Origin of the sequence: Hyphomicrobium denitrificans 1NES1, assembly GCF_000230975.2 — a bacterium.
Taxonomy (GTDB): domain Bacteria; phylum Pseudomonadota; class Alphaproteobacteria; order Rhizobiales; family Hyphomicrobiaceae; genus Hyphomicrobium_B; species Hyphomicrobium_B denitrificans_A.
Window position 1 is genome coordinate 2,966,914 of record NC_021172.1, and the last position, 20,539, is coordinate 2,987,452.

20 protein-coding genes and 1 pseudogene are annotated in these 20,539 nt (G+C 61.4%); 13 read left to right on the forward strand and 8 right to left on the reverse strand.

The window, feature by feature from the left end:
- The first annotated feature begins 242 nt into the window (after positions 1–242).
- Positions 243–2,186, forward strand: a complete 1,944-nt coding sequence (locus tag HYPDE_RS14175; protein WP_015599187.1) for an acyl CoA:acetate/3-ketoacid CoA transferase — start codon at positions 243–245, stop codon at positions 2,184–2,186.
- Between the two features lie 172 nt (positions 2,187–2,358).
- A complete protein-coding gene (locus tag HYPDE_RS14180; RefSeq protein WP_015599188.1) occupies positions 2,359–3,378 on the forward strand; it encodes a S1C family serine protease in 1,020 nt (339 codons plus the stop codon).
- A 109-nt stretch (positions 3,379–3,487) separates the two neighbouring features.
- On the opposite strand, the gene HYPDE_RS19745 is transcribed toward HYPDE_RS14180, so the two are convergent.
- Both HYPDE_RS19745 and HYPDE_RS14185 read right to left on the reverse strand, forming a co-directional pair.
- A complete protein-coding gene (locus HYPDE_RS19745) occupies positions 3,488–3,793 on the reverse strand; it encodes a gamma-butyrobetaine hydroxylase-like domain-containing protein (RefSeq protein ID WP_432263868.1) in 306 nt (101 codons plus the stop codon).
- A 24-nt stretch (positions 3,794–3,817) separates the two neighbouring features.
- A pseudogene (locus HYPDE_RS14185) lies at positions 3,818–5,023 on the reverse strand (Mrp/NBP35 family ATP-binding protein); the annotation flags it as partial.
- A 171-nt stretch (positions 5,024–5,194) separates the two neighbouring features.
- Here HYPDE_RS14185 and mobA point away from each other — a divergent pair.
- The 3 genes from mobA (at position 5,195) to moaA (ending at position 7,490) form a co-directional block, all read left to right on the forward strand.
- Positions 5,195–5,818 (forward strand): molybdenum cofactor guanylyltransferase MobA, encoded by a 624-nt coding sequence (gene mobA, locus HYPDE_RS14190; RefSeq protein ID WP_041320515.1) that lies wholly within the window; start codon positions 5,195–5,197, stop codon positions 5,816–5,818.
- 9 nt (positions 5,819–5,827) lie between these two features.
- Positions 5,828–6,382: a molybdopterin-guanine dinucleotide biosynthesis protein B gene (gene mobB / locus HYPDE_RS14195; RefSeq protein WP_015599191.1), complete on the forward strand. Its 555-nt coding sequence runs from the start codon at positions 5,828–5,830 to the stop codon at positions 6,380–6,382.
- A gap of 82 nt (positions 6,383–6,464) precedes the next feature.
- The gene (gene moaA, locus HYPDE_RS14200) at positions 6,465–7,490 is read left to right on the forward strand and encodes a GTP 3',8-cyclase MoaA (RefSeq protein ID WP_015599192.1); all 1,026 of its coding nucleotides are present in this window, start codon (positions 6,465–6,467) and stop codon (positions 7,488–7,490) included.
- Positions 7,491–7,505: 15 nt separating this feature from the next.
- Here moaA and HYPDE_RS14205 read toward each other — a convergent pair whose 3' ends face one another.
- Both HYPDE_RS14205 and hpt read right to left on the reverse strand, forming a co-directional pair.
- On the reverse strand, positions 7,506–7,868 hold the full coding sequence (locus HYPDE_RS14205; protein ID WP_015599193.1) for a response regulator: 363 nt from the start codon (positions 7,866–7,868) through the stop codon (positions 7,506–7,508).
- A 36-nt stretch (positions 7,869–7,904) separates the two neighbouring features.
- A complete protein-coding gene (gene hpt / locus HYPDE_RS14210) occupies positions 7,905–8,447 on the reverse strand; it encodes a hypoxanthine phosphoribosyltransferase (RefSeq protein WP_015599194.1) in 543 nt (180 codons plus the stop codon).
- A gap of 172 nt (positions 8,448–8,619) precedes the next feature.
- Here hpt and ftsE point away from each other — a divergent pair, with 172 nt between their 5' ends.
- The 4 genes from ftsE to HYPDE_RS14230 all read left to right on the forward strand — a co-directional run bounded on the left by ftsE (position 8,620) and on the right by HYPDE_RS14230 (position 11,956).
- The gene (gene ftsE, locus HYPDE_RS14215; RefSeq protein ID WP_015599195.1) at positions 8,620–9,276 is read left to right on the forward strand and encodes a cell division ATP-binding protein FtsE; all 657 of its coding nucleotides are present in this window, start codon (positions 8,620–8,622) and stop codon (positions 9,274–9,276) included.
- Complete coding sequence (locus HYPDE_RS14220; RefSeq protein ID WP_015599196.1) at positions 9,260–10,366, forward strand: cell division protein FtsX; 1,107 nt, start codon at positions 9,260–9,262, stop codon at positions 10,364–10,366. Before ftsE ends, HYPDE_RS14220 begins: the two co-directional genes overlap by 17 nt.
- 167 nt (positions 10,367–10,533) lie before the next feature.
- Positions 10,534–11,166 (forward strand): YdcF family protein, encoded by a 633-nt coding sequence (locus tag HYPDE_RS14225; protein ID WP_244437659.1) that lies wholly within the window; start codon positions 10,534–10,536, stop codon positions 11,164–11,166.
- On the forward strand, positions 11,159–11,956 hold the full coding sequence (locus tag HYPDE_RS14230; RefSeq protein ID WP_015599198.1) for a lysophospholipid acyltransferase family protein: 798 nt from the start codon (positions 11,159–11,161) through the stop codon (positions 11,954–11,956). Before HYPDE_RS14225 ends, HYPDE_RS14230 begins: the two co-directional genes overlap by 8 nt.
- A 22-nt stretch (positions 11,957–11,978) precedes the next feature.
- Here HYPDE_RS14230 and HYPDE_RS14235 read toward each other — a convergent pair whose 3' ends face one another.
- Positions 11,979–12,299 carry a DMT family transporter gene (locus HYPDE_RS14235; protein ID WP_015599199.1) on the reverse strand — a complete coding sequence of 107 codons (321 nt, stop codon included), beginning with the start codon at positions 12,297–12,299 and terminating at the stop codon, positions 11,979–11,981.
- Positions 12,300–12,527: 228 nt separating this feature from the next.
- Here HYPDE_RS14235 and HYPDE_RS14240 point away from each other — a divergent pair, with 228 nt between their 5' ends.
- Together HYPDE_RS14240 and HYPDE_RS14245 are read left to right on the forward strand one after the other, a co-directional pair.
- Positions 12,528–14,960, forward strand: a complete 2,433-nt coding sequence (locus HYPDE_RS14240) for an adenosylcobalamin-dependent ribonucleoside-diphosphate reductase (protein WP_041320517.1) — start codon at positions 12,528–12,530, stop codon at positions 14,958–14,960.
- Positions 14,961–15,270: 310 nt separating this feature from the next.
- Positions 15,271–15,696, forward strand: coding sequence for a hypothetical protein (locus tag HYPDE_RS14245; protein ID WP_015599201.1), 426 nt, complete (start codon positions 15,271–15,273; stop codon positions 15,694–15,696).
- A gap of 17 nt (positions 15,697–15,713) precedes the next feature.
- On the opposite strand, the gene HYPDE_RS14250 is transcribed toward HYPDE_RS14245, so the two are convergent.
- Positions 15,714–16,676, reverse strand: coding sequence for a prephenate/arogenate dehydrogenase family protein (locus HYPDE_RS14250; RefSeq protein ID WP_015599202.1), 963 nt, complete (start codon positions 16,674–16,676; stop codon positions 15,714–15,716).
- Positions 16,676–17,779 (reverse strand): histidinol-phosphate transaminase, encoded by a 1,104-nt coding sequence (gene hisC / locus HYPDE_RS14255; protein WP_015599203.1) that lies wholly within the window; start codon positions 17,777–17,779, stop codon positions 16,676–16,678. The genes HYPDE_RS14250 and hisC overlap by 1 nt, the downstream gene beginning before the upstream one ends.
- 171 nt (positions 17,780–17,950) lie before the next feature.
- Between hisC and metX the strand changes: the two genes are divergently transcribed.
- The gene (metX, locus tag HYPDE_RS14260; RefSeq protein ID WP_041320519.1) at positions 17,951–19,114 is read left to right on the forward strand and encodes a homoserine O-acetyltransferase MetX; all 1,164 of its coding nucleotides are present in this window, start codon (positions 17,951–17,953) and stop codon (positions 19,112–19,114) included.
- A gap of 14 nt (positions 19,115–19,128) precedes the next feature.
- A complete protein-coding gene (gene metW / locus HYPDE_RS14265; RefSeq protein WP_041321358.1) occupies positions 19,129–19,788 on the forward strand; it encodes a methionine biosynthesis protein MetW in 660 nt (219 codons plus the stop codon).
- Here the strand turns inward: metW and HYPDE_RS14270 are convergent.
- Positions 19,785–20,522, reverse strand: a complete 738-nt coding sequence (locus HYPDE_RS14270; RefSeq protein ID WP_144061276.1) for a class I SAM-dependent methyltransferase — start codon at positions 20,520–20,522, stop codon at positions 19,785–19,787. The two genes, metW and HYPDE_RS14270, sit on opposite strands and share 4 nt — an antisense overlap.
- Positions 20,523–20,539 lie beyond the last annotated feature (17 nt).

The window sequence follows — 20,539 nt, forward strand, 5'->3', positions numbered from 1 at the left end:
CTGCATTCCGACGCGACGGAAGCACTCTTCAGGGTGCGGCAAAAGCCCCGAGATTGTTGCCGGATAGTGCGAGCTTACCCGGTTGAGTGGTGCGCCCATACCGGAGCTAAGCTATGGCGCTTGGGCAGGCTCGTCAGCAGCCCGCTCGAACATGAACAAAACAACAACACCTCCCGGGTTTGAGCCGGACTTCCATATGTCCGCCGAAGCCGAGCGAGGGAGCATCCGGGAAGCGCCAAAACATGCCTATCAACAAAGTTGTTTCGGCCGATGAAGCCATTGCACGTATCCGTCAAGGCGACGTCATTGCGACCACCGGCTTTGTCCAGAGCTGTATTCCCGAATCGCTTCATGCCGCGCTGGAAAAGCGGTTCGTCGAAACGGGTGCGCCGCGCGACCTGACTCTGATCATGTGCGCCGGCGCCGGCGACAGCAAGGGCCTCGGCACCGGGCGTCTCCATCACGAAGGTTTGCTGAAGCGCGTGATCGCGGCCAACTTCGGGCGCATGCCGAAAGTCGCCGCCGCCGCGCAGGACGACAAAATCCAGGGCTATAACCTGCCGCAGGGGGTCATCTCGAAACTCTATCGGAGCTGCGCATCAGGAAGCCCGGGCCTATTCACGAAAGTTGGCTTGCACACCTACGTCGATCCGCGTCTTGGCGGCGGCAAGGTCAACTCGGTGACGAAGGAAGACCTCGTCAGGCTCGTCGAGGTCGAAGGCAAGGAGTGGCTGTTCTACAAAGCCACGCCGATCAACGTCGCGCTCATTCGCGCGACCAGCGCCGATCCGCTCGGCAACCTCAGTATGGAAAAAGAGGCTTTGACGCTTGACGTGCTGGCGCAGGCGATGGCCGCGCACAACAACGGCGGCGTCGTGATCGCACAGGTCGAGCGGCTTGTGGCCGACGGCTCGATCAAGCCAAAAGACGTCAAGGTGCCCGGCATTCTCGTCGATTGCGTCGTCGTTGCAGAATCGCCCGAGATGCACCGCATGAACTACGGCGTCATGTACGATCCGGCGCTGGCAGGCGAAGTTCGCGTAACCGTCGACAGCTTACCGAAGATGAAGCTCGACGAGCGCAAAATCATCGCGCGGCGCGCGGCGTTCGAATTGCCGCCGAACGGAGTCATCAATCTCGGCGTCGGTGCGCCCGACGGCGTTGCGAACGTCGCAAACGAGGAGAAGGTCACGCCCTACCTCGTGATGACGACGGAAGCGGGCGCGGTCGGCGGGGTGTTGGCGGGTGGTTCGAGCTTCGGCTCATCGGCCAACGCGCACGCGATCCTCGATCAGAACCAGATGTTCGACTTCTACCACGGCGGCGGCCTCGATCTGACGTGCCTCGGCATGGCGGAATGCGACAGTCTTGGGAACGTCAATACCAGCAAGTTCGGCGGCCGGCTCAACGGCTGCGGCGGCTTCATCGATATTTCTCAGAACGCGCGAGCTGTCGTCTTTGCAGGCACGTTCACGGCTGGCGGACTCGAGATCGCGATCGAGGACGGCAAGCTCAGGATCGTGAAAGAGGGCCGTGCCAAGAAGTTCGTGAAGCAGGTCGAGCAGGTCACGTTCTCGGGTAAATATGCGGCGCAGAAATCGCAGCCGGTACTCTACGTCACAGAGCGCTGCGTGTTCCAGCTCACCGATCATGGACTTGAACTGATCGAGGTTGCGCCGGGAATCGACATCGAGCGCGATATTCTCCCGCATATGGCGTTCAAGCCGCACATCCATAAGCCGATCACGATGAATCCGGCGATCTTCCGCGATACGCCGATGGACCTTCTGGCCGATCTTCTCAACCAGAAGCTCGGCGAGCGCATCAGCTACGACGCGGCGCGCAACGTGCTGTCCGTCGATCTCAGCTCGTGGAGCGTCCGGAAGAAAAGCGATATCACGGACTTGCAGAAAGCGATCGCCGGAGCGTGCGAGAAGGCGGGCCAGCGCGTCAACACGCTCATCAACCAGGATGGCTGCCGCATCGCTGAAGACCTTTACGACGCGTATGCCGACATGGTGGCGTATCTCGCGAAAAACTATTATGCGCGGACCGCACGCTACGCGACGAGCGCGCTCACGCGGCAGAAGCTGCAGGACGCGTTGCGGCGGCGCGGCCTCCAAACGCGTGTCTTCGAGAACGCCGAAGACGCCAACGCATCGCTTGAGCAGATGGCTGCGGAATAAGTCGAATAGACGTTCTAACGATCTGTCTTGGATATGGCCGGGTTATCGCCCGGCCATGTTGTTTTGGGCGGTTCATTGTGCCTGTCGTAGCGCTTGCCAAGGCCGCCACTCTTGATGCGCGCCCGCGGCGTCGCCATTTACCTGACCTTCTCATTTATCGTCAGGATAGGCCTTGGAACATCCTATTTTCCGCGTCCTGGACGAAACCGACGCCGAAGCCGAGCGCAGCGACCACCAGGCAAACGATAGTCACGACGATGCGGCGCTGATGGACGCTTGCAGCAACGCCGTTGTCAACGTCGTCGACCGCGTTTCGCCGGCTGTCGTGCATGTGCAGGTTCGCGGGTCGCGCAATGGCCGCATGAGCCAAGGCGCGGGCAGCGGCGTCGTCGTTTCGCCCGATGGGCTTGTGCTCACGAACAATCACGTGATCGACGGCGCTCAGAATATCAGTCTATCGCAAGGCGATGGGCAGAGGTTCGGCGCGCGTCTCATCGGCCGCGATCCGGATACGGATCTTGCGGTGCTGCGTGCGGAAACGTCGGAGCGGCTCCAATATGCCCGGCTTGCCGATTCCAAGATGCTGCGGCCCGGGCAAATCGCGATCGCCATCGGCAATCCGCTCGGCTTTCAGTCGACGGTTACGGCTGGCATCATCAGCGCGGTCGGGCGCTCGCTCCGGGCGGAGAACGGGCGGCTGATCGACGACGTCATCCAGACCGATGCCGCGCTCAATCCGGGTAACTCCGGCGGGCCGCTGGTCAATTCCGGCGGCCACGTGATCGGCATCAATACGGCGACGATCATGGGCGCGCAGGGCCTCTGCTTTGCGGTTGCGTCGAACACGGCGGAATACGTACTGATGCAGATCCTGGCGCACGGGCGCGTGCGGCGCGGCGTGATGGGCATCGTCGCCGAGCACGTCGTGTTGCCGCAAAGCGTGCGCCATCGTCACGGTTTGGCTCAGGCAAGCGGCATCGGCATTCGCGCCGTTCAGCCGGGTGGACCCGCAGAACGGGCCGGGTTTGTTGCCGGAGACATTCTGATTGTGCTCGACAGCATACCGACTGCGGCTGTCGACGACGTGGCGCGCGTGCTCGATGCGAAGCGCATCAGTCAGAAGGTTGCCGCGCACGTGCTCCGGAATGGCGAGAAGCTGGAATTTTCGATCGTTCCAGAAGAGCGGAACTAGCCTTATTCGATTGCGCGGGCGACTCTCCTTCGTCGAGCCGGCCGCCCGCGCGAAAACGCGATTGCGCGGGCGACTCTCCTTCGTCGAGCCGGCCGCCCACGTAGTAAAGTTATTCCCGCGTCATGCCTTTGGCAGACAGCTCTTCGAGGTACTTGCCCCAGCGCGCGTCCTTTTCACGGCCGAGCAGGTGCAGATAACCCCATGTATAAAGGCCGGAGTTATGGCCGTCGTCAAAGGCGATGCGCGTCGCGTAATTGCCGACCGGCGTCATGCCGACGATCTTGACGTGCTTCTTTTTCGGCACCGTGATGCGCTGCGACGGCGAGTGACCCTGAACCTCGGCGGACGGGCTAACGACGCGCAGAAACTCCGCAGATAGATCGAACGTGCGTCCGTCGGGGAATGCGGCTTTCAAGGTCTTTCCGCCATCGACCAGTTCGAGATGCGGCGGCGGCGTCAGCGAGTCCTTGGCGCGCTCGACTTCGCTCCAGACCTGGGCGGCAACATCACGAAAGATCTGCGCGTATTTGCTGTCGGGCTCTACCGCCGTTACCGGCTTGCCATTGTCCGACGCCTCGCGAATCTCCATGCGCAGCGGCACTTCGCCAAGGAACGGCACGCCGAGTTTTTGCGCTTCGTTGCGCGCACCGCCGTGTCCGAAGATGTCGGAGCGTTCGCCGCACTTCGGACAGAGGAAGTAGCTCATGTTTTCGACGATGCCGAGAATTGGCACCTCGACGCGCTTGAACATCGCGATGCCCTTGCGGGCATCGATCAGCGCCAGGTCTTGCGGCGTCGAAACGATGATTGCCCCGGACAGCGGCACACCTTGGGAAATGGAAAGCTGGATGTCGCCGGTCCCGGGCGGCATATCGATGATGAGCGCATCGAGATCGCCGCCGTTACCCGCCCAGTCAGTTTCACGCAGCATCTGGTTCAACGCCGAGACGACCATCGGACCGCGCCAGACGACGGGCGTGTCCTCGTCGACGAGGAAGCCCATCGACATGACTTTCAGGCCCCAGCCTTCGAGCGGCTTTATGACTTTGCCCTGCGCGACCTGCGGCTTTCCGGAAACGCCGAGCAGGCGCGGCTGTGAGGGCCCGTAAATGTCGGCGTCAATGACGCCGACCTTCAACCCGATGGCCTGTAGGCCGAGAGCCAGGTTGGCGGCGATCGTCGATTTACCGACGCCACCCTTGCCTGACGCGACCGCGATGATGCGCTTCACGCCGGGAACGCCCTGAGCCTTGACGCCCTGCCCGGCGGCGGCGGCGGCCTGGCGCGGACCGGCACCATCGCCGGTTGCGCCTTTGGCGCGCGCTGCCTGGACGCGCGGGTGCTCGGTTCTTCCGATCGGTAAAATCGTGCGCCGCTTCGGCGCCGGGGCTGCCTCGCTCGCTTCTGCCGTCAGCACGGCAGTGACGCCCTGGACGCCCTTGATGTCCGATACGACCTTCTCGGCTGCGAGCCGCAACTGTTCGAGATCCTCGGCGCGATCGGCCGGAACGGTAATCGAAAAATAGACGCGGTCGTCCTTGATCAGGATTTCGGAAACAAGACCGAGATCGACAATGTTGCTCGTGAGATCAGGGCCCTTGACCCGGCGAAGTGCCGAAAGCACCTCGGCTTTTTCAAACGCCATTTGAGGCATCTCCAATGCGCGGCGAACCGCTGCGCGAAACCATCCGATGTTGCGTCCGGTATAAGTCGATGCGGCAGAGGATGGAAGCCGGGCGCGCGCGGCGAATGGGCTGGGTCACGGTTTGTCGGCGCGCAACTTGCGGCGCCGCAGAAGGATGCTAAAGCGTCGTGCATGGCAGCGCGCGACGACATCCTCGGCGTCATCCTGGCAGGCGGCCAGTCTCGCCGTTTCGGCGGCGGCGATAAAGGCCTGGCCGATCTCGCCGGCAGGCCGGTGCTGTCGCACATCATCGCGCGCTTTCATCCGCAGGTCGGGCGTCTGATCTTGAGCATCAACGGGGACGCACGACGCTTCGCTTGCTTCAATCTTCCAACCATTACCGACCAAGAAAATGCCGGACTCGGACCGCTCAGCGGCATTCTTGCTGCTCTCGACTGGCAGAATCAGCATGCGCACGATTGCACTGCGGTCGCGACGGTCTCGACGGACGTGCCGTTTCTTCCTCTCGATCTCATTCAACGGCTCGATGCCGAACGCGCCGACGGCATCGCGATTGCAACGTCCGGCGGCTGGCGTCATCCAACCATCGCGATTTGGCCGGTGACCGCTCGCGCGGCGATCGCTGATGCGCTGCAACAGCGCCAACTCAGCGTCAATGCCCTCACGGAACGGCTGAACGCAGTTGCAGTGCCGTTCGCGATGCGCGACATTGACGGCACGGCGATGGACCCCTTCCTCAACGTCAATACGCCGGACGATCTTGCGGCTGCACGCGCGCTGATCGGCAAAGCATGAAAGACGGACATGGCCTCAGATTCACATTCCCGTAATTCCTCGATACCGCTGTTCGGGATCGCGGGCTGGTCGAACTCCGGCAAGACGACGCTCATCGAGAAGCTGGCACGGTATTTCGCGGACCGAGGTTTGCGCGTCGCAACAATCAAGCACACGCATCACAAATTCGACATCGATGCGCCGGGAAGCGACACGCAACGACATCGCGCTGCGGGGGCGGCGGAGTCGGCAATCGTGTCAGGCACGCGCGTCGCGATCATCGAGGAGATCGAGGCGGCAGGAGAACCGGCGCTTGAAACCGTAGCGGCCCGTCTCGGACCGGCCGATGTCATTCTGGTCGAAGGCTACAAATCGGCCTCTATTCCGAAGATCGAGGTGCGGCGGGCGGCCGTTGCGCCGGAAAAACTGCTCGCGGCCAACGATGCATTCGTCCTCGCCATTGCGTCCGACTATGAAGTCGACGGGCAAGGCAAACCGGTTTTTAACCTCGACGATATCGCGGGCATCGCCGCGCTGATCGAAAAAAAACTGGGACTGGGCAAAAACCTGCGCCAGAGAGCCTGAAAACCCATGCGGCCCGGCGCACTCTTGCCGGAGAGGCCGCAACCTCCGATATTGGAAAAAACGATAGAAGATTGGCAGAGACTTGGTAACTGATCAGCCAGCACGGGACGGGGAACGTCTCATCGATCCCTTCGGCCGGGAGATCGAATACTTACGTGTGTCGGTTACCGACCGCTGCGATTTTCGTTGCGTCTACTGCATGTCGGAACACATGACGTTTCTTCCGAAGCGCGACCTCCTGTCGCTGGAAGAACTCCACCGGCTATGCACCGCCTTCGTCCGACACGGCGTCAAGAAGCTTCGGATAACAGGCGGAGAACCCCTCGTTCGCAAGAACATCATGTGGCTTTTCCGGGCCCTTGGCCAGCATCTCGAAAGCGGCCGCCTGCGCGAGCTTACGCTGACGACGAACGGCAGCCAGCTCGAGAAATATGCGGGCGATCTGAAGGCCACCGGGGTCGAGCGGATCAATGTCTCACTCGACACGATTGATCCCGACAAATTCAAAACGATCACGCGATGGGGCGACCTCTCTACCGTGATGCGCGGTCTCGATGCGGCGGAAAAAGCCGGCATCAAGATCAAGATCAACGTGGTGGCGCTGAAGGACGTCAATGAGGGAGAGATTCCCGATCTCGTTCGCTTCGCGCATGCTCGTGGTGCGGATGTCACGCTGATCGAAACGATGCCGCTCGGCGATGTCGGCGAAGATCGCACCGCACAATATTTGCCGTTGTCGATCGTCCGGTCGCAGCTGATGGATCATTTCACGCTGCAGGATACCCCGTATCGCACGGGAGGACCGGCGCGCTACGTAACGGTCAAGGAGACCGGCGGGCGACTTGGGTTCATTACGCCGCTGACGCACAATTTCTGCGAAAGCTGCAATCGCGTCCGCCTGACCTGCACGGGCACGCTTTTCATGTGTCTCGGCCAGAACGACGCTGCAGACTTGCGGACGCCGCTCCGTGCATCGGCAGACGATACATTGCTCGACGCTGCGATCAGCGATGCGATTGCGCGGAAGCCGAAAGGGCACGATTTCGTCATCGACCGGCGCACGAAAAAGCCGTCCGTTGCACGCCACATGAGCGTCACCGGCGGTTAATTCCGCGCTTCGAGCTTAAGAGAGCACCGCCCTCACGACCTGCTTGATCTGCTCGAGCGTGAATGGTTTCTCGATCGACAGCAGACGGCGTGCGCGAAGCTTGGCGGCGCGTTCGAGCTGATCGGAAAAGCCGGACATCAGGACCACTGCGAGATTACTCTTTGCCGTCAGAGCCCTTTCCGCAAGCGAGATGCCGTCGAGCTGAGGCATGTCGACGTCCGTCACGAGCAGATCGACCGAGCTGCCGTTCGCGTTGATATAATCAAGGGCTTCGAGGCCGTCCTGGGTCACGTGCACCGTATGGCCATCGGCGCTCAATGCGCGCCTGACGAGATCGCGCACGGCGGCATCATCATCTGCAAGCAGGATCGTCGCCATCTCACCACACCTCTTACGCGCGACCCAATGGTCGTATCAGTCGGCGAGCCGGCCGACGAACGGCAGCTCCCTGTAGCGATGCCCCACGTCCATGCCGTAGCCGACGACAAACACGTCGGGGCAGGTGAACGCGCAATAATCCGGCTCGATCGAAACGGCACGCGCCGCGCGCTTATCGAGCAGCACGCAGGTTTCGATCTTCGCCGCGCCCCGCGCCGAAATCAGATCTTTCGCGAAGGCCAGGGTGCGGCCTGAATCGAGGACGTCATCGATCAGGATCACGTGACGCTGGTGCACATCGAGATCGAGGTCGCGAAGGATGGAGACTTGGCCGGAAGACGAACGGCTCTTCCGGTAGCTCGACAATGTCAGGAAGTCGACTTCCGGAGCAAGCCCTGCCGCATGAAGCGCCCGCAGAAGGTCGGCCGCAAAGACGAAACTTCCCTTGAGTATTGGTACAACAAGCAAATTTTTGGGCCGCTTTGAGGCAATCTCGCGCGCCAATACCTGCAGCCGACAGAGGATTTCCTCAGCGGAATAGATTGTTTCAATGGAATGTCCCGTACCCGTATTCGACATGCTTACATCCTGCATAATCCGGTGGTGCACTGGGGTTTGGAAGGTCGCCAAGCTTCCTGTGTACACGACTGCGCCACAATCGTAATCGATTGATCCATCCGGCTTTGACGTGTCTATACGCGCCTAAGCTTCAAACACGTGTCGCAATCCTTCCTGCCAAGGCTAAAACCCCGTGATTCGCTTGACGAACGTCGGATTGAAATACGACAGCGGCCCGGATGTATTGACCGATGTCACATTTCATTTGCGCCCGGGTTCGTTCCACTTCCTGCATGGGGAATCGGGAGCCGGTAAGACCTCGCTGCTCCGGCTGATGTTCATGTCGCTGCACCCAAGTCGTGGCGAAATTCGCATGTTCAATGAAGACATCACCGCTGTAAAGCCGCAGAAACGCTCTCAAATGCGCCGCCGCATCGGCATCGTCTTTCAGGACTTCCGGCTTCTCGACCACCTGACCGTCTGGGAAAACGTGGCGTTGCCGCTGCAGGTGATCGGCAAGAAACCCTCCGATTACCGGGAGGACGTCACCGACCTTTTGCAATGGGTTGGTCTCGGCGACCGGATGTATGCTAATCCTTCGGTGCTATCGGGTGGGGAAAAGCAGCGCGCAGCCATAGCCAGGGCGGTCATCGGCAAGCCCGAAGTGCTGCTGGCGGATGAGCCGACCGGTAACGTCGACCCCCAGATGGCACGGCGATTGCTTCGCCTGTTCGTGGAATTGAACAGGCTCGGCACCTCCGTCGTGATTGCGACGCACGATCATCAACTCATGCGGCAGTTCAAGGCGCCGCGCATCGAGGTGCACAGGGGCCATGTCCGGATCATCTAGCCGCTTTCCCGGACGCGCAGAGCCCGCGATTCCTATGCCGGGCTACGATCCCTACGACGAGCCGACGACGATGGTGCCGACGGAACCGGCCTATGCGCGCCAGGGTCTTTCCGGCGCGCATGCGCCAGCGGGAGAGCCAACAAGCGACCTTTACGTTCCGACACGCAGCAGCGATCGCGGACGCAAGATGAAGGTCACGGCGCCCGTCGTGCCGCCCGGCTCCGTGACCGGCCGCTCCTTGACGCTCGTCATCGCGATTATGTGCTTTCTCGCCTGTCTCACGGCCGGCGCGGTCTGGATGATCAAGGAATCGTCGGACGCTTGGCTTAAAGACATATCGAGCGAGGTGACCGTTCAGGTAACACCGCAGGAGAGCGGCGATACGGACAAGGCCGTCGCCGACGTCGTGAGCTATCTGCGGAAGCAGCGCGGGATCGCAAACGTCCGGGCCTTGAATCTCAATGAATCCGCAGATCTCCTGCAACCTTGGCTCGGCTCGGGAGATGCGCTCAAGTCGCTACCCGTGCCGCGCCTCATCGCGGTTGAGGTCGACCGGACGCAACCGCCGAATCTCGCCGAGATTGGCGGCGCTCTCGGCCGCGATTTCAAAGGCGTCTCGCTCGACGATCATCGCCGCTGGCAGCAGCAAATCCGCGCAGTGACCCGGTCTCTGGCATTGGGCGGTCTTGCCATCCTCGCGCTCGTTGCCGCCGCAACGACTGCGATCATCGTGTCCGCGACGCGCAGCGCCATGGCGTCGAACCGCGAGATCGTCGAAGTGCTGCACTTCGTCGGCGCCACCGACAAGTTCATATCGCGAGAATTCGAAAAGCATTTCCTGCGCCTTGGGATAAAGGCGGGAATCGTCGGCGCGACGTGCGCGATGGTCGTCTTCATGAGTATGCCTGCATTAACGGAACTTCTCGGCGGCGGCGCCGTCAGCGCCGTAGAGATGCAGCGACTTGTCGGCACCGGCGCGCTCGACGCGCTCGGCTACCTCATCCTCGGCCTTGTGGTCATCATCATTGCAGGACTTTGCATGGGCACCTCGCGGGTCGGCGTTCACCGTATCCTGAATGGCAAGCACTGATATCTGTCGGGCACATGACCAAGGGGCTTGCGACGATCGGCGAAATGCGAAATGAGAATGCGACTTGCCCGGGACATCCCGACCGACCCAACGGCGAGAGTCCGGGGAGCCCGTCGACGACTTAATTTTCGCATCATTCGCGACCGCGACCTGCAATGAAGGCACTGTTGAAAATCTTTGTTCTGCTGCTGGCGCTCGGGATCGGGGCGCTCGTCTTCGGATTCGTGCTTTTCTCGGTGTCGGTGACACGCGACGACGTCGGCGGCTGGGACAAGGCGGACGGCATCGTGGTTCTGACCGGCGGCGACCTCAGAGTCGAAGCGGGCGCCAAGCTGATGAATGAAGGCCGGGCCAAGCGGCTGTTAATCTCAGGAGTCAATCGGAAAGTCAGGCGCGAAGAGATGCAACGGCTTCTCGGTCTCGACGCAAAGACTTTCAACTGCTGTGTCGATCTCGGCTACGAGGCGCTCGACACCGTCGGCAATGCCGACGAAACGCGCACGTGGGCCAAAAACAACAACTATACCAAGCTGATTATCGTGACGTCGCGCTATCACATGCCGCGAAGCCTCGCCGAGCTTGCGCTCGTCATGCCGAACGTTACGCTCATTCCCTATCCCGTTACGCCGCGGCATTTTCCCGAGACCGCCTGGTGGTTGCACACGACGACGACGCGCGTTCTCGTCTCCGAATATTTGAAGTATTTGCCGGCTGTTGCACGGCTCGCGGCGCAACGCGTCCTGACTTGGCGCGATGACCGCTTCATCGCTACGGCAGGATCGAAGCGTGCCGATGGCTGACACCTCGAAGCCGGGGCCCGGCCCCCTCGTCATCGTGCGCTCGCTTATCTATTTCGCCGTCTTCTACGTCGTGACCACCCTCTACCTCGTGCTCGGCTCCTGGCTGCTCGTCGGACCGCGACGGTGGGCAATGAAGGGACTGGAACTTCACGGGCGAACCTGCGTCTGGCTGCTTCGCCTGATCTGCGGCACGAAGCTCCAAGTGCGCGGTCGGCAGCACCTTCCTAAAAGCGGTTGCCTCGTCATCGCCAAACATCAATCAGCATGGGATACCTTCGGGCTCATCTCGCTCTTCCGCGACCCGGCAATCGTGCTGAAGGACGAGCTCAAGTGGATCCCGTTCTACGGCTGGTTTTGCGTCAAGTTCGAGCATATCCTCGTCAAACGGGAGAAAGCATCCGCGGCACTGAAGGCGCTGATCCGCGACGCCAAGCAGCGCATCAGCATCGGTCGCGAGGTCGTGATTTTTCCTGAAGGGACACGCACTGTGCCGGGCTCGCCCCCAGACTACAAGCCGGGTTACATCGCGCTTTACGAGGCTCTCAACGTCGTCACCGTTCCGATGGCGCTGAACTCGGGCCTGTTCTGGCCGCGACGAAGCCTGTGGCGCTATCCCGGCACGATCGTCGTCGAGTTTCTGCCGTCCCTGCCGCCGGGTTTGCCACGTGCTGAATTCCGTACCCGCATCGAGACAGCCATTGAAGACGCGAGCCGGCAGCTCATCAAGGAAGCGGCGATGGCGCCGTCACCGCCGCCCCTGGCACGCGAGGCTACGCGCGCATCGGCTTGACGTTCCGTCGTCCACTTCGGCCTCAGTCGGAACTCGACAGTTTCATCAAAGCGATCCCGCCAACGATGAGCGTGGCGGCGAAAAATCGCATCAGCGCCGCCTCTTCGCCGAGAACCGTGACTCCGAGCAGAAATGCGCCGACCGAGCCAATTCCCGTCCAGACGACATACGCGCTGCTAAGCGGCAGCGTCTTCATCGACAGCGACAGCAGAACGACGCTGCCAAGCATCGCAACAGCGGTGATCACCGTCGGCCAAAGCAAGGTGAAACCGTCCGACTTCTTCATGTAGAACGCCCAGACGGTTTCGAGCAGTCCCGCGGAAATGAGAAAAACCCAGGCCATGTCCGGCCTCCTTTTGAGGGCCGGGTCGTCCCGGTCGTTGATGCATTGATGGAGAGGCCGTCCTCCCTTCATCGCCAGATAACCTGCTTCGAGGCCGTTTCAAAGACGTTGAAGCGCTTCACAGAGATTCGGCGGGCGATACGAAATCGATTGACACGATGGCCCTTAGAACATAACATGAACATGAATTGAAAATGGACTTTTCTGACCCCATATTCTGTCCTCCCAATGAGCGCGATTTTTTCAGGTTTGCCCGCGATTTCCGACGCTATCTGGCGGCGTAAATACCGCTTTGCCGGATCACCGAGCGTCGCTGCCGACCAGACGCTTGAAGATACTTTCCGGCGCGTGGCTTCGGCGGCAGCGACCGTCGAAAAGGGCGGGAAGCGCCAGCAGCAGAAATGGGCAAATACATTTTACGAGGCGATGGCCGATTTCGGCTTTCAGCCGGCCGGGCGAATTCTGGCCGGCGCAGGCACCGACCGCAACGTAACCCTCTTCAATTGCTTCGTGCTGGGTGAAATCGCCGACGATCTTTCGAGCATTTTCGAGAGCGTCAAGGAAGCGGCATTGACGATGCAGGCCGGCGGCGGCATCGGGCACGATTTCTCGACCCTCCGGCCGCGCGGCGCGCCCGTCAAGAGCATCGGCGCCGATGCCTCGGGCCCTATCAGCTTCATGGACGTCTGGGACGCCATGTGCCGTACGATCATGTCGGCCGGGCAACGGCGCGGCGCGATGATGGCGACGCTCCGATGCGATCATCCGGACATCGAAGCGTTCATCACGGCGAAAGCAGACTCCCAACGTCTCCGGAATTTCAATCTGTCGGTTCTCGTCACTGACGCCTTCATGGATGCCGTGCGACGCGGTGCATCGTGGGACCTCGTCTTTGCCGGCAAGGTCTACAAGACGATTCCCGCGCGGGCGTTGTGGGACCAGATCATGCGCGCGACGTTCGATTATGCCGAGCCAGGCGTAATCTTCATCGATCGTGTCAACGCAGCCAACAATCTTCAATATTGCGAGACGATTTCGGCGACGAACCCGTGCGGAGAACAGCCGCTGCCCCCTTATGGCGCGTGTCTTCTCGGCTCGATCAATCTGGCGCGTCTCGTCGAAGAGCCGTTTACCGCGACGGCGCAGATCGACATCGCGAAACTCGAAGCGCGCGTTGCGACGGCCGTTCGCTTCCTCGATAACGTCATCGACATTTCGCGTTATCCGCTGCCGCAGCAGGCGCAGGAAGCGCGCGCGAAGCGACGCATTGGCCTCGGCGTGACCGGGCTCGCGGATGCACTGATTTTCCTTGGCCTGCCTTATGGCAGCGCGGCGGCGCGCGAAAAGGCGGCGCATTGGATGGCGATCATCCAGAATGCCGCTTATCGGGCGAGCGCTGCGCTTGCCGCCGAGAAGGGGCCATTCCCGCTTTATGACGCAGAGGCTTTGCTCGCGCGCCCGAACATCGGGCGTCTCGACAAGGACGTGCGCGAGGCGATTGCGGCGAACGGACTGCGCCATGGCTGCCTCACGTCGATTGCACCGACGGGGACGATCTCGCTGCTCGCAGGCAACGTGTCGAGCGGCGTCGAACCCGTGTTCGATTTCGTTTTCCGGCGGCGCGTTCTCAATGACGGCAAGACCGCAGACGAGGAAACGGTCGAGGACTTCGCGCACCGCACGTTCCGCGACGCCTTCGGAGACGACGTGGCGCTTCCGGAAGCCTTCGTAACGGCGGAGACTCTGGCGCCATCGGAGCACGTCGCGATGCAAGCGGCGCTGCAGCCTTATGTCGACAGCGCCATTTCGAAGACGATCAATTGCCCGGAAGACATCAGCTTCGAGAGTTTTCGCGACGTCTATCTCGAAGCTTACGATTCCGGCCTCAAGGGCTGCACGACGTATCGCCCGAATGCCATCACCGGCGCCGTGCTGTCGCGCGAAACACTCGCGACCGGCGAAGAGAGGGTGGACGTGGGTAAGGGCGAAGCCCTTGCACTCGACAAACCGTCTCTCATCAACATGCCGGTTGAAGACCCAGCGACGCCGGGCATCGTCTATATGACGAAACCGCTCGAGCGCGACGCGGCACTCGAAGGCGTGACGTACAAGATCAAATGGCCCGCAAGCGCGCATGCGCTTTACGTCACGATCAACGATATCGTGCGCGATGGGCGCAGGCGCCCATTCGAAGTTTTCATCAACACGAAGAACCTCGAGCACTACGCGTGGACGGTGGCTCTGACACGGATGATCAGCGCCGTGTTCCGCCGCGGTGGCGACGTCGCATTCGTTGCCGAAGAATTAAAAGCCGTTTTCGATCCCGAGGGCGGCCGCTGGATGGGTGGGCGTTACGTTCCGAGCCTGCTCGCGGCCATCGGGGATGTCATCGAGGAGCACATGCTTCGGATCGGCTTCCTGAACCGCGACGAGCCGGAACGCGCAGACGATGATGATGTTCATCGGCGCCCGGTAGCACTTGCCCGAGGCTCAGCGCACGGCCCGGGGGCGCATCTCACGGAGACGTCGCGCGATAACGACCTGCCCCATTCCGCGCCGATCTCCGGCGCGCGGATCTGCCCGCGATGTGGAGACCGGGCGTTGCGGCGCGTCGAAGGCTGCTGGACATGCGCGAGTTGCATGTATTCGCGCTGCGGCTGAGTCCATGCATTAATGGATTGCTACGCCGCGTATCGGCCAGCGTGGCCGCCGCCGCAGGACGGCCTCAATTCTGCACCGGCAAATGTCCCGACCGTTAGCAGATGTTGATATTTGCGCGCCCGTTTCCCGCCAATGCTCAGGCGGAGTGTGCGTAATCCGCGTGGTTCTCAACACTTCATTGACCAAGTGCGCTCGGGTTTGGCGAGCCGGTCAAATTTTCGATCCAAAGTTCACGATTCCTCACATCCCAGCGGGGTAAGACAAACGCAAAGAAATCTACGGCGAAGTTCGCCGATCAGGGATGTGCGTTATGAGTGCCGAGATCATCTGGCTTGCCGACGTCCGTACGCGTCGCACCAGCAAGGAAGCCAGCCCGCCGTTCGAAGACGCGGCACCGACAGTTTCGGAAAATCCGCCGCGATTTCATTTTTGGACGGGCGCGTCGGGCAAGCGCTACGTACACACCGTTTATAGTCTCTTCGACTGCCCGGCGATCGAGGACGCCAACTACATTCTCGTTCGCCGCACGAATAAAGCGACCCGCGCCGTGCTTGCCATCGGCCGCCTGCGCAATCAGAACGCGTCATTGAACTTGGCGGAAATCCGTCAGCATGCTTCGGCTCTCGGCGCCGACGAAGTGCATGTTCATCTGCTCGCGGCTTCGGAGCAGGAAGCCCTGGCCGTGGAAGAGGATCTCATCACCGCACAATTCACGGCCGGACCGCGCTCCGCGTAAAGTCAGGGTCACCAGCGCTAACGTTGCGGCGCTTTTGCGTCGCTCGTCGCGCGGCGGCCGAAATCCGGCTGCGGCGTATCCTGGTTGGCGTGGATCACGCCGCGCCGAATCGCACGAGCCTCACTGAACAGCTTCTCCAGCGTCGCGCCGTCTCCGAAGCGGATGGCTCGCTGAAGTGCGGTCAAATCCTCCGAGAAGCGGCCGAGCATCTCAAGCACCGCTTCCTTGTTGTTCAAAAAGACATCCCTCCACATCACCGGGTCGGATGCTGCGATACGCGTGAAATCGCGGAACCCGCCGGCGGAAAACTTAATGACTTCCTTGTCCGTCACGCGCTCGAGGTGTGCGGCCGTGTTGACGATGTTGTAAGCGATAAGATGCGGCACATGGCTCGTGATCGCGAGCACCATGTCATGATGCTCCGGCGACATGATCTCGACCTCCGAGCCGAGCCGCTGCCAGAATTCCTGGAGCTTCGCGAGAGCCGATTTGTCGACATCCTCGCCCGGCGTCAGAATGCACCAGCGTCCATCAAAGAGCTCGGCAAATCCTGCGTCCGGTCCCGACTGCTCGGTGCCGGCGACCGGATGGCCTGCGATGAAGTGCACGCCTTGAGGCATATGAGGCGCGATATCGCGCACGGCGGCGCTCTTAACCGAACCGACGTCCGAGACAATTGCTCCCTTCTCCAGGTGTGGGCCGATGGTCTTTGCGATATCGGCGTACGTGCCGACCGGCGAGCACAGGATGACGAGATCGGCACCGCGCACCGCATCGGCAGGCTCCGCGTACATCTTCGCAACGAGGCCAAGCTCTTCGGCCCGTTTGCGCGTTCCGGGCGTCGGGGAGGCGCCGACGATGTCTCCGACCAATCCGGCACGGCGCGCGGCGTGACTGATCGATGAGCCAATGAGCCCGACGCCGATCAGCGCCAAGCGCTTGAATATCGGTTCGCCAGCGCGTCCCACAGCATTTTCCATCAAGCCGCGCCCTTCAGAAATTGCGCCAGCGCCGCGATGGCGCGCCTGTTGTCATCTTCCGATCCGATTGTCATGCGCAGCGCGTTGGGGAAGCCGTAAGCGCCGACCTTCCGCAGGATGACGCCTTGCGACTTCAGGTACTCGTCAGCCGCCGCCGCGTTCTTGCCGCCGTTCTCCTTGAAGTGAAAGAGGACGAAATTGGCGACGCTCGGAGTCACATCGAGGCCGAGTTTCGTCAGCTCTCGTACGACCCATGGCAGCCACTCGTCGTTGTGACGCTTGGCGCGTTCCATGTGCTCGATATCATCGATCGCAGCTGCGCCGCTGGCGATGGCGGGCGCAGACAAATTGAACGGCCCGCGAATGCGATTGAGCACGTTGGCAACGTTCGCCGGGCAGTAGGCCCAGCCGATGCGCAATGCCGCGAGGCCGTGGATTTTCGAGAACGTCCGCGTCATCACGGTGTTCGTCGTCGTCGCAACGAGTTCGAGTCCCGCCTCATAATCATTGCGGCTGACGTATTCGGCATAGGCGGCGTCGAGGACGAGCAGAATGTCGTCGCGGAGGCCTGCTCGCAGGCGGCGGACTTCCTCGATCGGGATGTAAGTGCCGGTCGGGTTGTTCGGGTTGGCGATGAATACGACCCGCGTCCGCGGCGTGACGCGCTCAAGGATCGCATCGACGTCGGTTTTCAGGTCGCGTTCCGGCGCCACGACCGGCGTCGCGCCGTTCGTCAGGATAGCAATGCGATAAACGAGGAAGCCATGCTCTGTGTAGATCGCTTCGTCGCCTGGGCCGAGGTAGCCACGCGCAAGCAAACCCAGAAGCTCATCGGAACCCGAGCCACAGACGATTCGTGCGGCATCGAGGCCATAGCGGCGCGCCAAAGCATTGCGCAAGAGCAACGCCTGCCCATCCGGATATCGTTCAAGCTCGGACGCAGCGGCCTTGAAGGCGGCGATGGCGTTCGGACTCGGACCTAGCGGCGTTTCGTTCGATGACAGCTTCGCCGGCTTGATGTCGCCCACTGCCCTGCTCTCGCCGGGGACATAGGCCTCAATGCTCAGAATGCCTGGGCGTGCAATTGGCGCCGTCGTTACCATATTCGTCTCGAACTATTGTAAGGATTTGCCGTCAGCGGGCGCATTGATAGGGTCTTCACCAGTTGAAATCAAAGTTTAAAGTTGACTTTAATGACAGCAGGCCTAGCAAGCCGCCAAACTCTTCACCCCCGGATTCCGGCCGACTCGATGACCGTCGCCCCGTCTGACATTATGGCCTCCGTCGCACGGCGACAGTCGGAGATTGACGCACCGTCGAGCCCAGTCGTGCATTTCGACGTGGGTGCGCCGCTGCATCTCGCCTGCCAGCAGGATCTCGCGCCGTTTTCGGTCGCCTACGAGACTTACGGGACCCTTAATGCGGCGAAGTCCAACGCCATCCTGATCTGCCATGCGCTGACTGCAGATCAATACGTCGCAACCCGGCACCCGATTACCGGCAAGCCGGGATGGTGGGACATTATGGTCGGGCCGGGCAAGCCGATCGACACGGAGCGGTTCTACGTCATCTGCTCGAACGTGCTCGGCGGCTGCATGGGATCGACTGGGCCGGCCTCGATCAACCCGAAGACGAGCGCGCCTTACGGCCTCGGTTTTCCGGTCATCACCATCGGCGACATCGTCGAAGCTCAGGCGCGCCTGATCGACTATCTCGGCATCGACCAGCTCTTTGCCGTCATCGGCGGATCGATGGGCGGCATGCAGGTGCTCGAATGGGCGTCGCGGTTCAAGGATCGTGTTTTCGCCGCGGTGCCGATCGCGACGACAGCCTGGCACTCCTCGCAGAACATCGCATTTCATGAAGTCGGGCGGCAAGCCGTCATGGCCGATCCCGACTGGGCCGGCGGCGATTACTACGCGACCGGGAAAGTGCCGCGGAACGGCCTTGCCGTCGCGCGCATGGCCGCGCATATCACGTACCTGTCGGAAGAGGCCTTACACCAGAAATTCGGGCGCAGCCTGCAGGACCGGTCAGCCGTCACCTTTTCATTCAGCGCCGATTTTCAGGTCGAGAGCTATTTGCGCCATCAGGGCTCGACGTTCGTCGACCGCTTCGATGCCAACAGCTATCTCTACATTACGCGCGCCATGGATTACTTCGATATGCGCGAGGGCCGCGGCAGCGTCCTTGCCGACGCATTTCGCGGGACGCAGACGCGCTTCTGCGTCGTGTCGTTCACGTCGGACTGGCTTTATCCGACGCGCGAAAGCCGCCGGATCGTGCGGGCCCTGAACGCGGTTGCCGCCGACGTCTCGTTCGTCGAAATTGAGAGTGACAAAGGCCACGACGCATTCCTGCTCGACGAGCCGACGTTCCACGCAACGGTGCGGGGCTTTCTCAACGCGGCAGCGCTGAAGCGCGGCCTCGGCTCGTGACCGGAGGTGCAGGCATGAATGCTCCGGTTCGATCGAGGCAGATCGCCAACGAAAAAGCTCCGCGGGTCGATCACATTCTGATCGCCGAAATGGTCGAGCCCGGCGCCCGCGTGCTCGATGTCGGATGCGGGGACGGCGATCTGCTTCAACTCCTCTCGGAGCGTCGCGGCGTCGACGGACGCGGCGTCGAGTTGCAACGCGATAAAGTCAACGCGTGCGTTGCCAGGGGGCTTTCGGTCATCCAGGGCGATGCGGACCGGGACCTCGACGACTATCCAGATCAGGCGTTCGACTACGTCATTCTTTCACTGACGATCCAGGCGACCCGGCAACCGAAGATCGTTCTTGAAAATCTTTTGCGCATCGGCCGGCGCGCTATCGTCTCGTTTCCGAATTTCGGCCACTGGCGCGTGCGCGCGAGCCTCCTGATGGGCGGGCGCATGCCGGTGACCGACAATCTGCCGGACCTCTGGTATCTGACGCCGAATGCTCACCTCTGTACGATCCGCGATTTCGCCGACCTCTGCGAGCGAGTCGATGCTACCGTCGAGCGTGCCGTCGCGTTTAACGATTACGAGCGACGGCTGCCGATCAAATGGTCGCTCTCGATGCAGAACCTGTTCGGTGAGAAAGCCGTGTTTCTCCTGCACAATTCGAAGCGGTCGAAGTCCTAGTGGCGACGTACGCCGGCCGGCCTCGTTGTATTGACGGGCTTTAACACGGGCTGCGCGGGAACAGCTTTCACGCTGCCGGTGACCGGCGCCATGACTTCCTTATGCGCTTCGACAAGAATGACGCCGGCGACACCGATCGACATGCTTGAGCCGAACCGTTCGAGCGTCGGCGCCATGCGCAGCAGCAGACGATTGTTGAGCGGCGGAAAGTAGAGCGCTTCGCCCCAATCGTCCGGGGCGAACAGCGCATCATTCAGTTGCGTTTCGAGCTGACCGCGACTGAACGGGAGGCCATATCCGAATGGTGTCGTGTCGATGCGGGACCACAGCCCGCGGCGATTGGGGACGATAATCAGTATGCGGCCGTTGGGTTTCAGGACCCGCCACATCTCACGCAGCAGCGGTCCAACGCGCTCGGCTTGCTCGAGGCAATGGATCGCAAGCAGACGATCGATCGAATTGTCCGGCAGCGGCCACTGCGTCTCGCCCACGAGCACGGAATGACATCGGCCCGAATGCGGCCAGACGAGCGCACCCTGGCGTTCCGGCATCAGGCAGGCGAGACGCGCCACTTCGGCCCGAAAGGGCCCGAGAAAGGGCGACGCGAAGCCTGATCCCGCAACGGTCAGACCGTCAAGGTTCTTCCAGCGTTGCCGGATTGCGAGCGACAACTGGCGGCGTGCGAGCCTGCCAAGCGGCGTGCGGTAGAAATCTCTAAGGTTTTTAGCATCCATCGGCATGAGTCTAACGG

Bases quoted from the DNA above. Each gene is read 5' to 3' on its own strand.
- HYPDE_RS14175 (WP_015599187.1), top strand. From the start codon at position 243: ATGCCTATCAACAAAGTTGTTTCGGCCGATGAAGCCATTGCACGTATC.
- mobA (WP_041320515.1), top strand. From the start codon at position 5,195: ATGGCAGCGCGCGACGACATCCTCGGCGTCATCCTGGCAGGCGGCCAG.
- mobB (WP_015599191.1), top strand. From the start codon at position 5,828: ATGGCCTCAGATTCACATTCCCGTAATTCCTCGATACCGCTGTTCGGG.
- HYPDE_RS14205 (WP_015599193.1), bottom strand. From the start codon at position 7,868: ATGGCGACGATCCTGCTTGCAGATGATGATGCCGCCGTGCGCGATCTC.
- hpt (WP_015599194.1), bottom strand. From the start codon at position 8,447: ATGTCGAATACGGGTACGGGACATTCCATTGAAACAATCTATTCCGCT.
- HYPDE_RS14220 (WP_015599196.1), top strand. From the start codon at position 9,260: ATGTCCGGATCATCTAGCCGCTTTCCCGGACGCGCAGAGCCCGCGATT.
- HYPDE_RS14230 (WP_015599198.1), top strand. From the start codon at position 11,159: ATGGCTGACACCTCGAAGCCGGGGCCCGGCCCCCTCGTCATCGTGCGC.
- HYPDE_RS14235 (WP_015599199.1), bottom strand. From the start codon at position 12,299: ATGGCCTGGGTTTTTCTCATTTCCGCGGGACTGCTCGAAACCGTCTGG.
- HYPDE_RS14240 (WP_041320517.1), top strand. From the start codon at position 12,528: ATGAGCGCGATTTTTTCAGGTTTGCCCGCGATTTCCGACGCTATCTGG.
- HYPDE_RS14245 (WP_015599201.1), top strand. From the start codon at position 15,271: ATGAGTGCCGAGATCATCTGGCTTGCCGACGTCCGTACGCGTCGCACC.
- HYPDE_RS14250 (WP_015599202.1), bottom strand. From the start codon at position 16,676: ATGGAAAATGCTGTGGGACGCGCTGGCGAACCGATATTCAAGCGCTTG.
- hisC (WP_015599203.1), bottom strand. From the start codon at position 17,779: ATGGTAACGACGGCGCCAATTGCACGCCCAGGCATTCTGAGCATTGAG.
- metX (WP_041320519.1), top strand. From the start codon at position 17,951: ATGGCCTCCGTCGCACGGCGACAGTCGGAGATTGACGCACCGTCGAGC.
- metW (WP_041321358.1), top strand. From the start codon at position 19,129: ATGAATGCTCCGGTTCGATCGAGGCAGATCGCCAACGAAAAAGCTCCG.
- HYPDE_RS14270 (WP_144061276.1), bottom strand. From the start codon at position 20,522: ATGGATGCTAAAAACCTTAGAGATTTCTACCGCACGCCGCTTGGCAGG.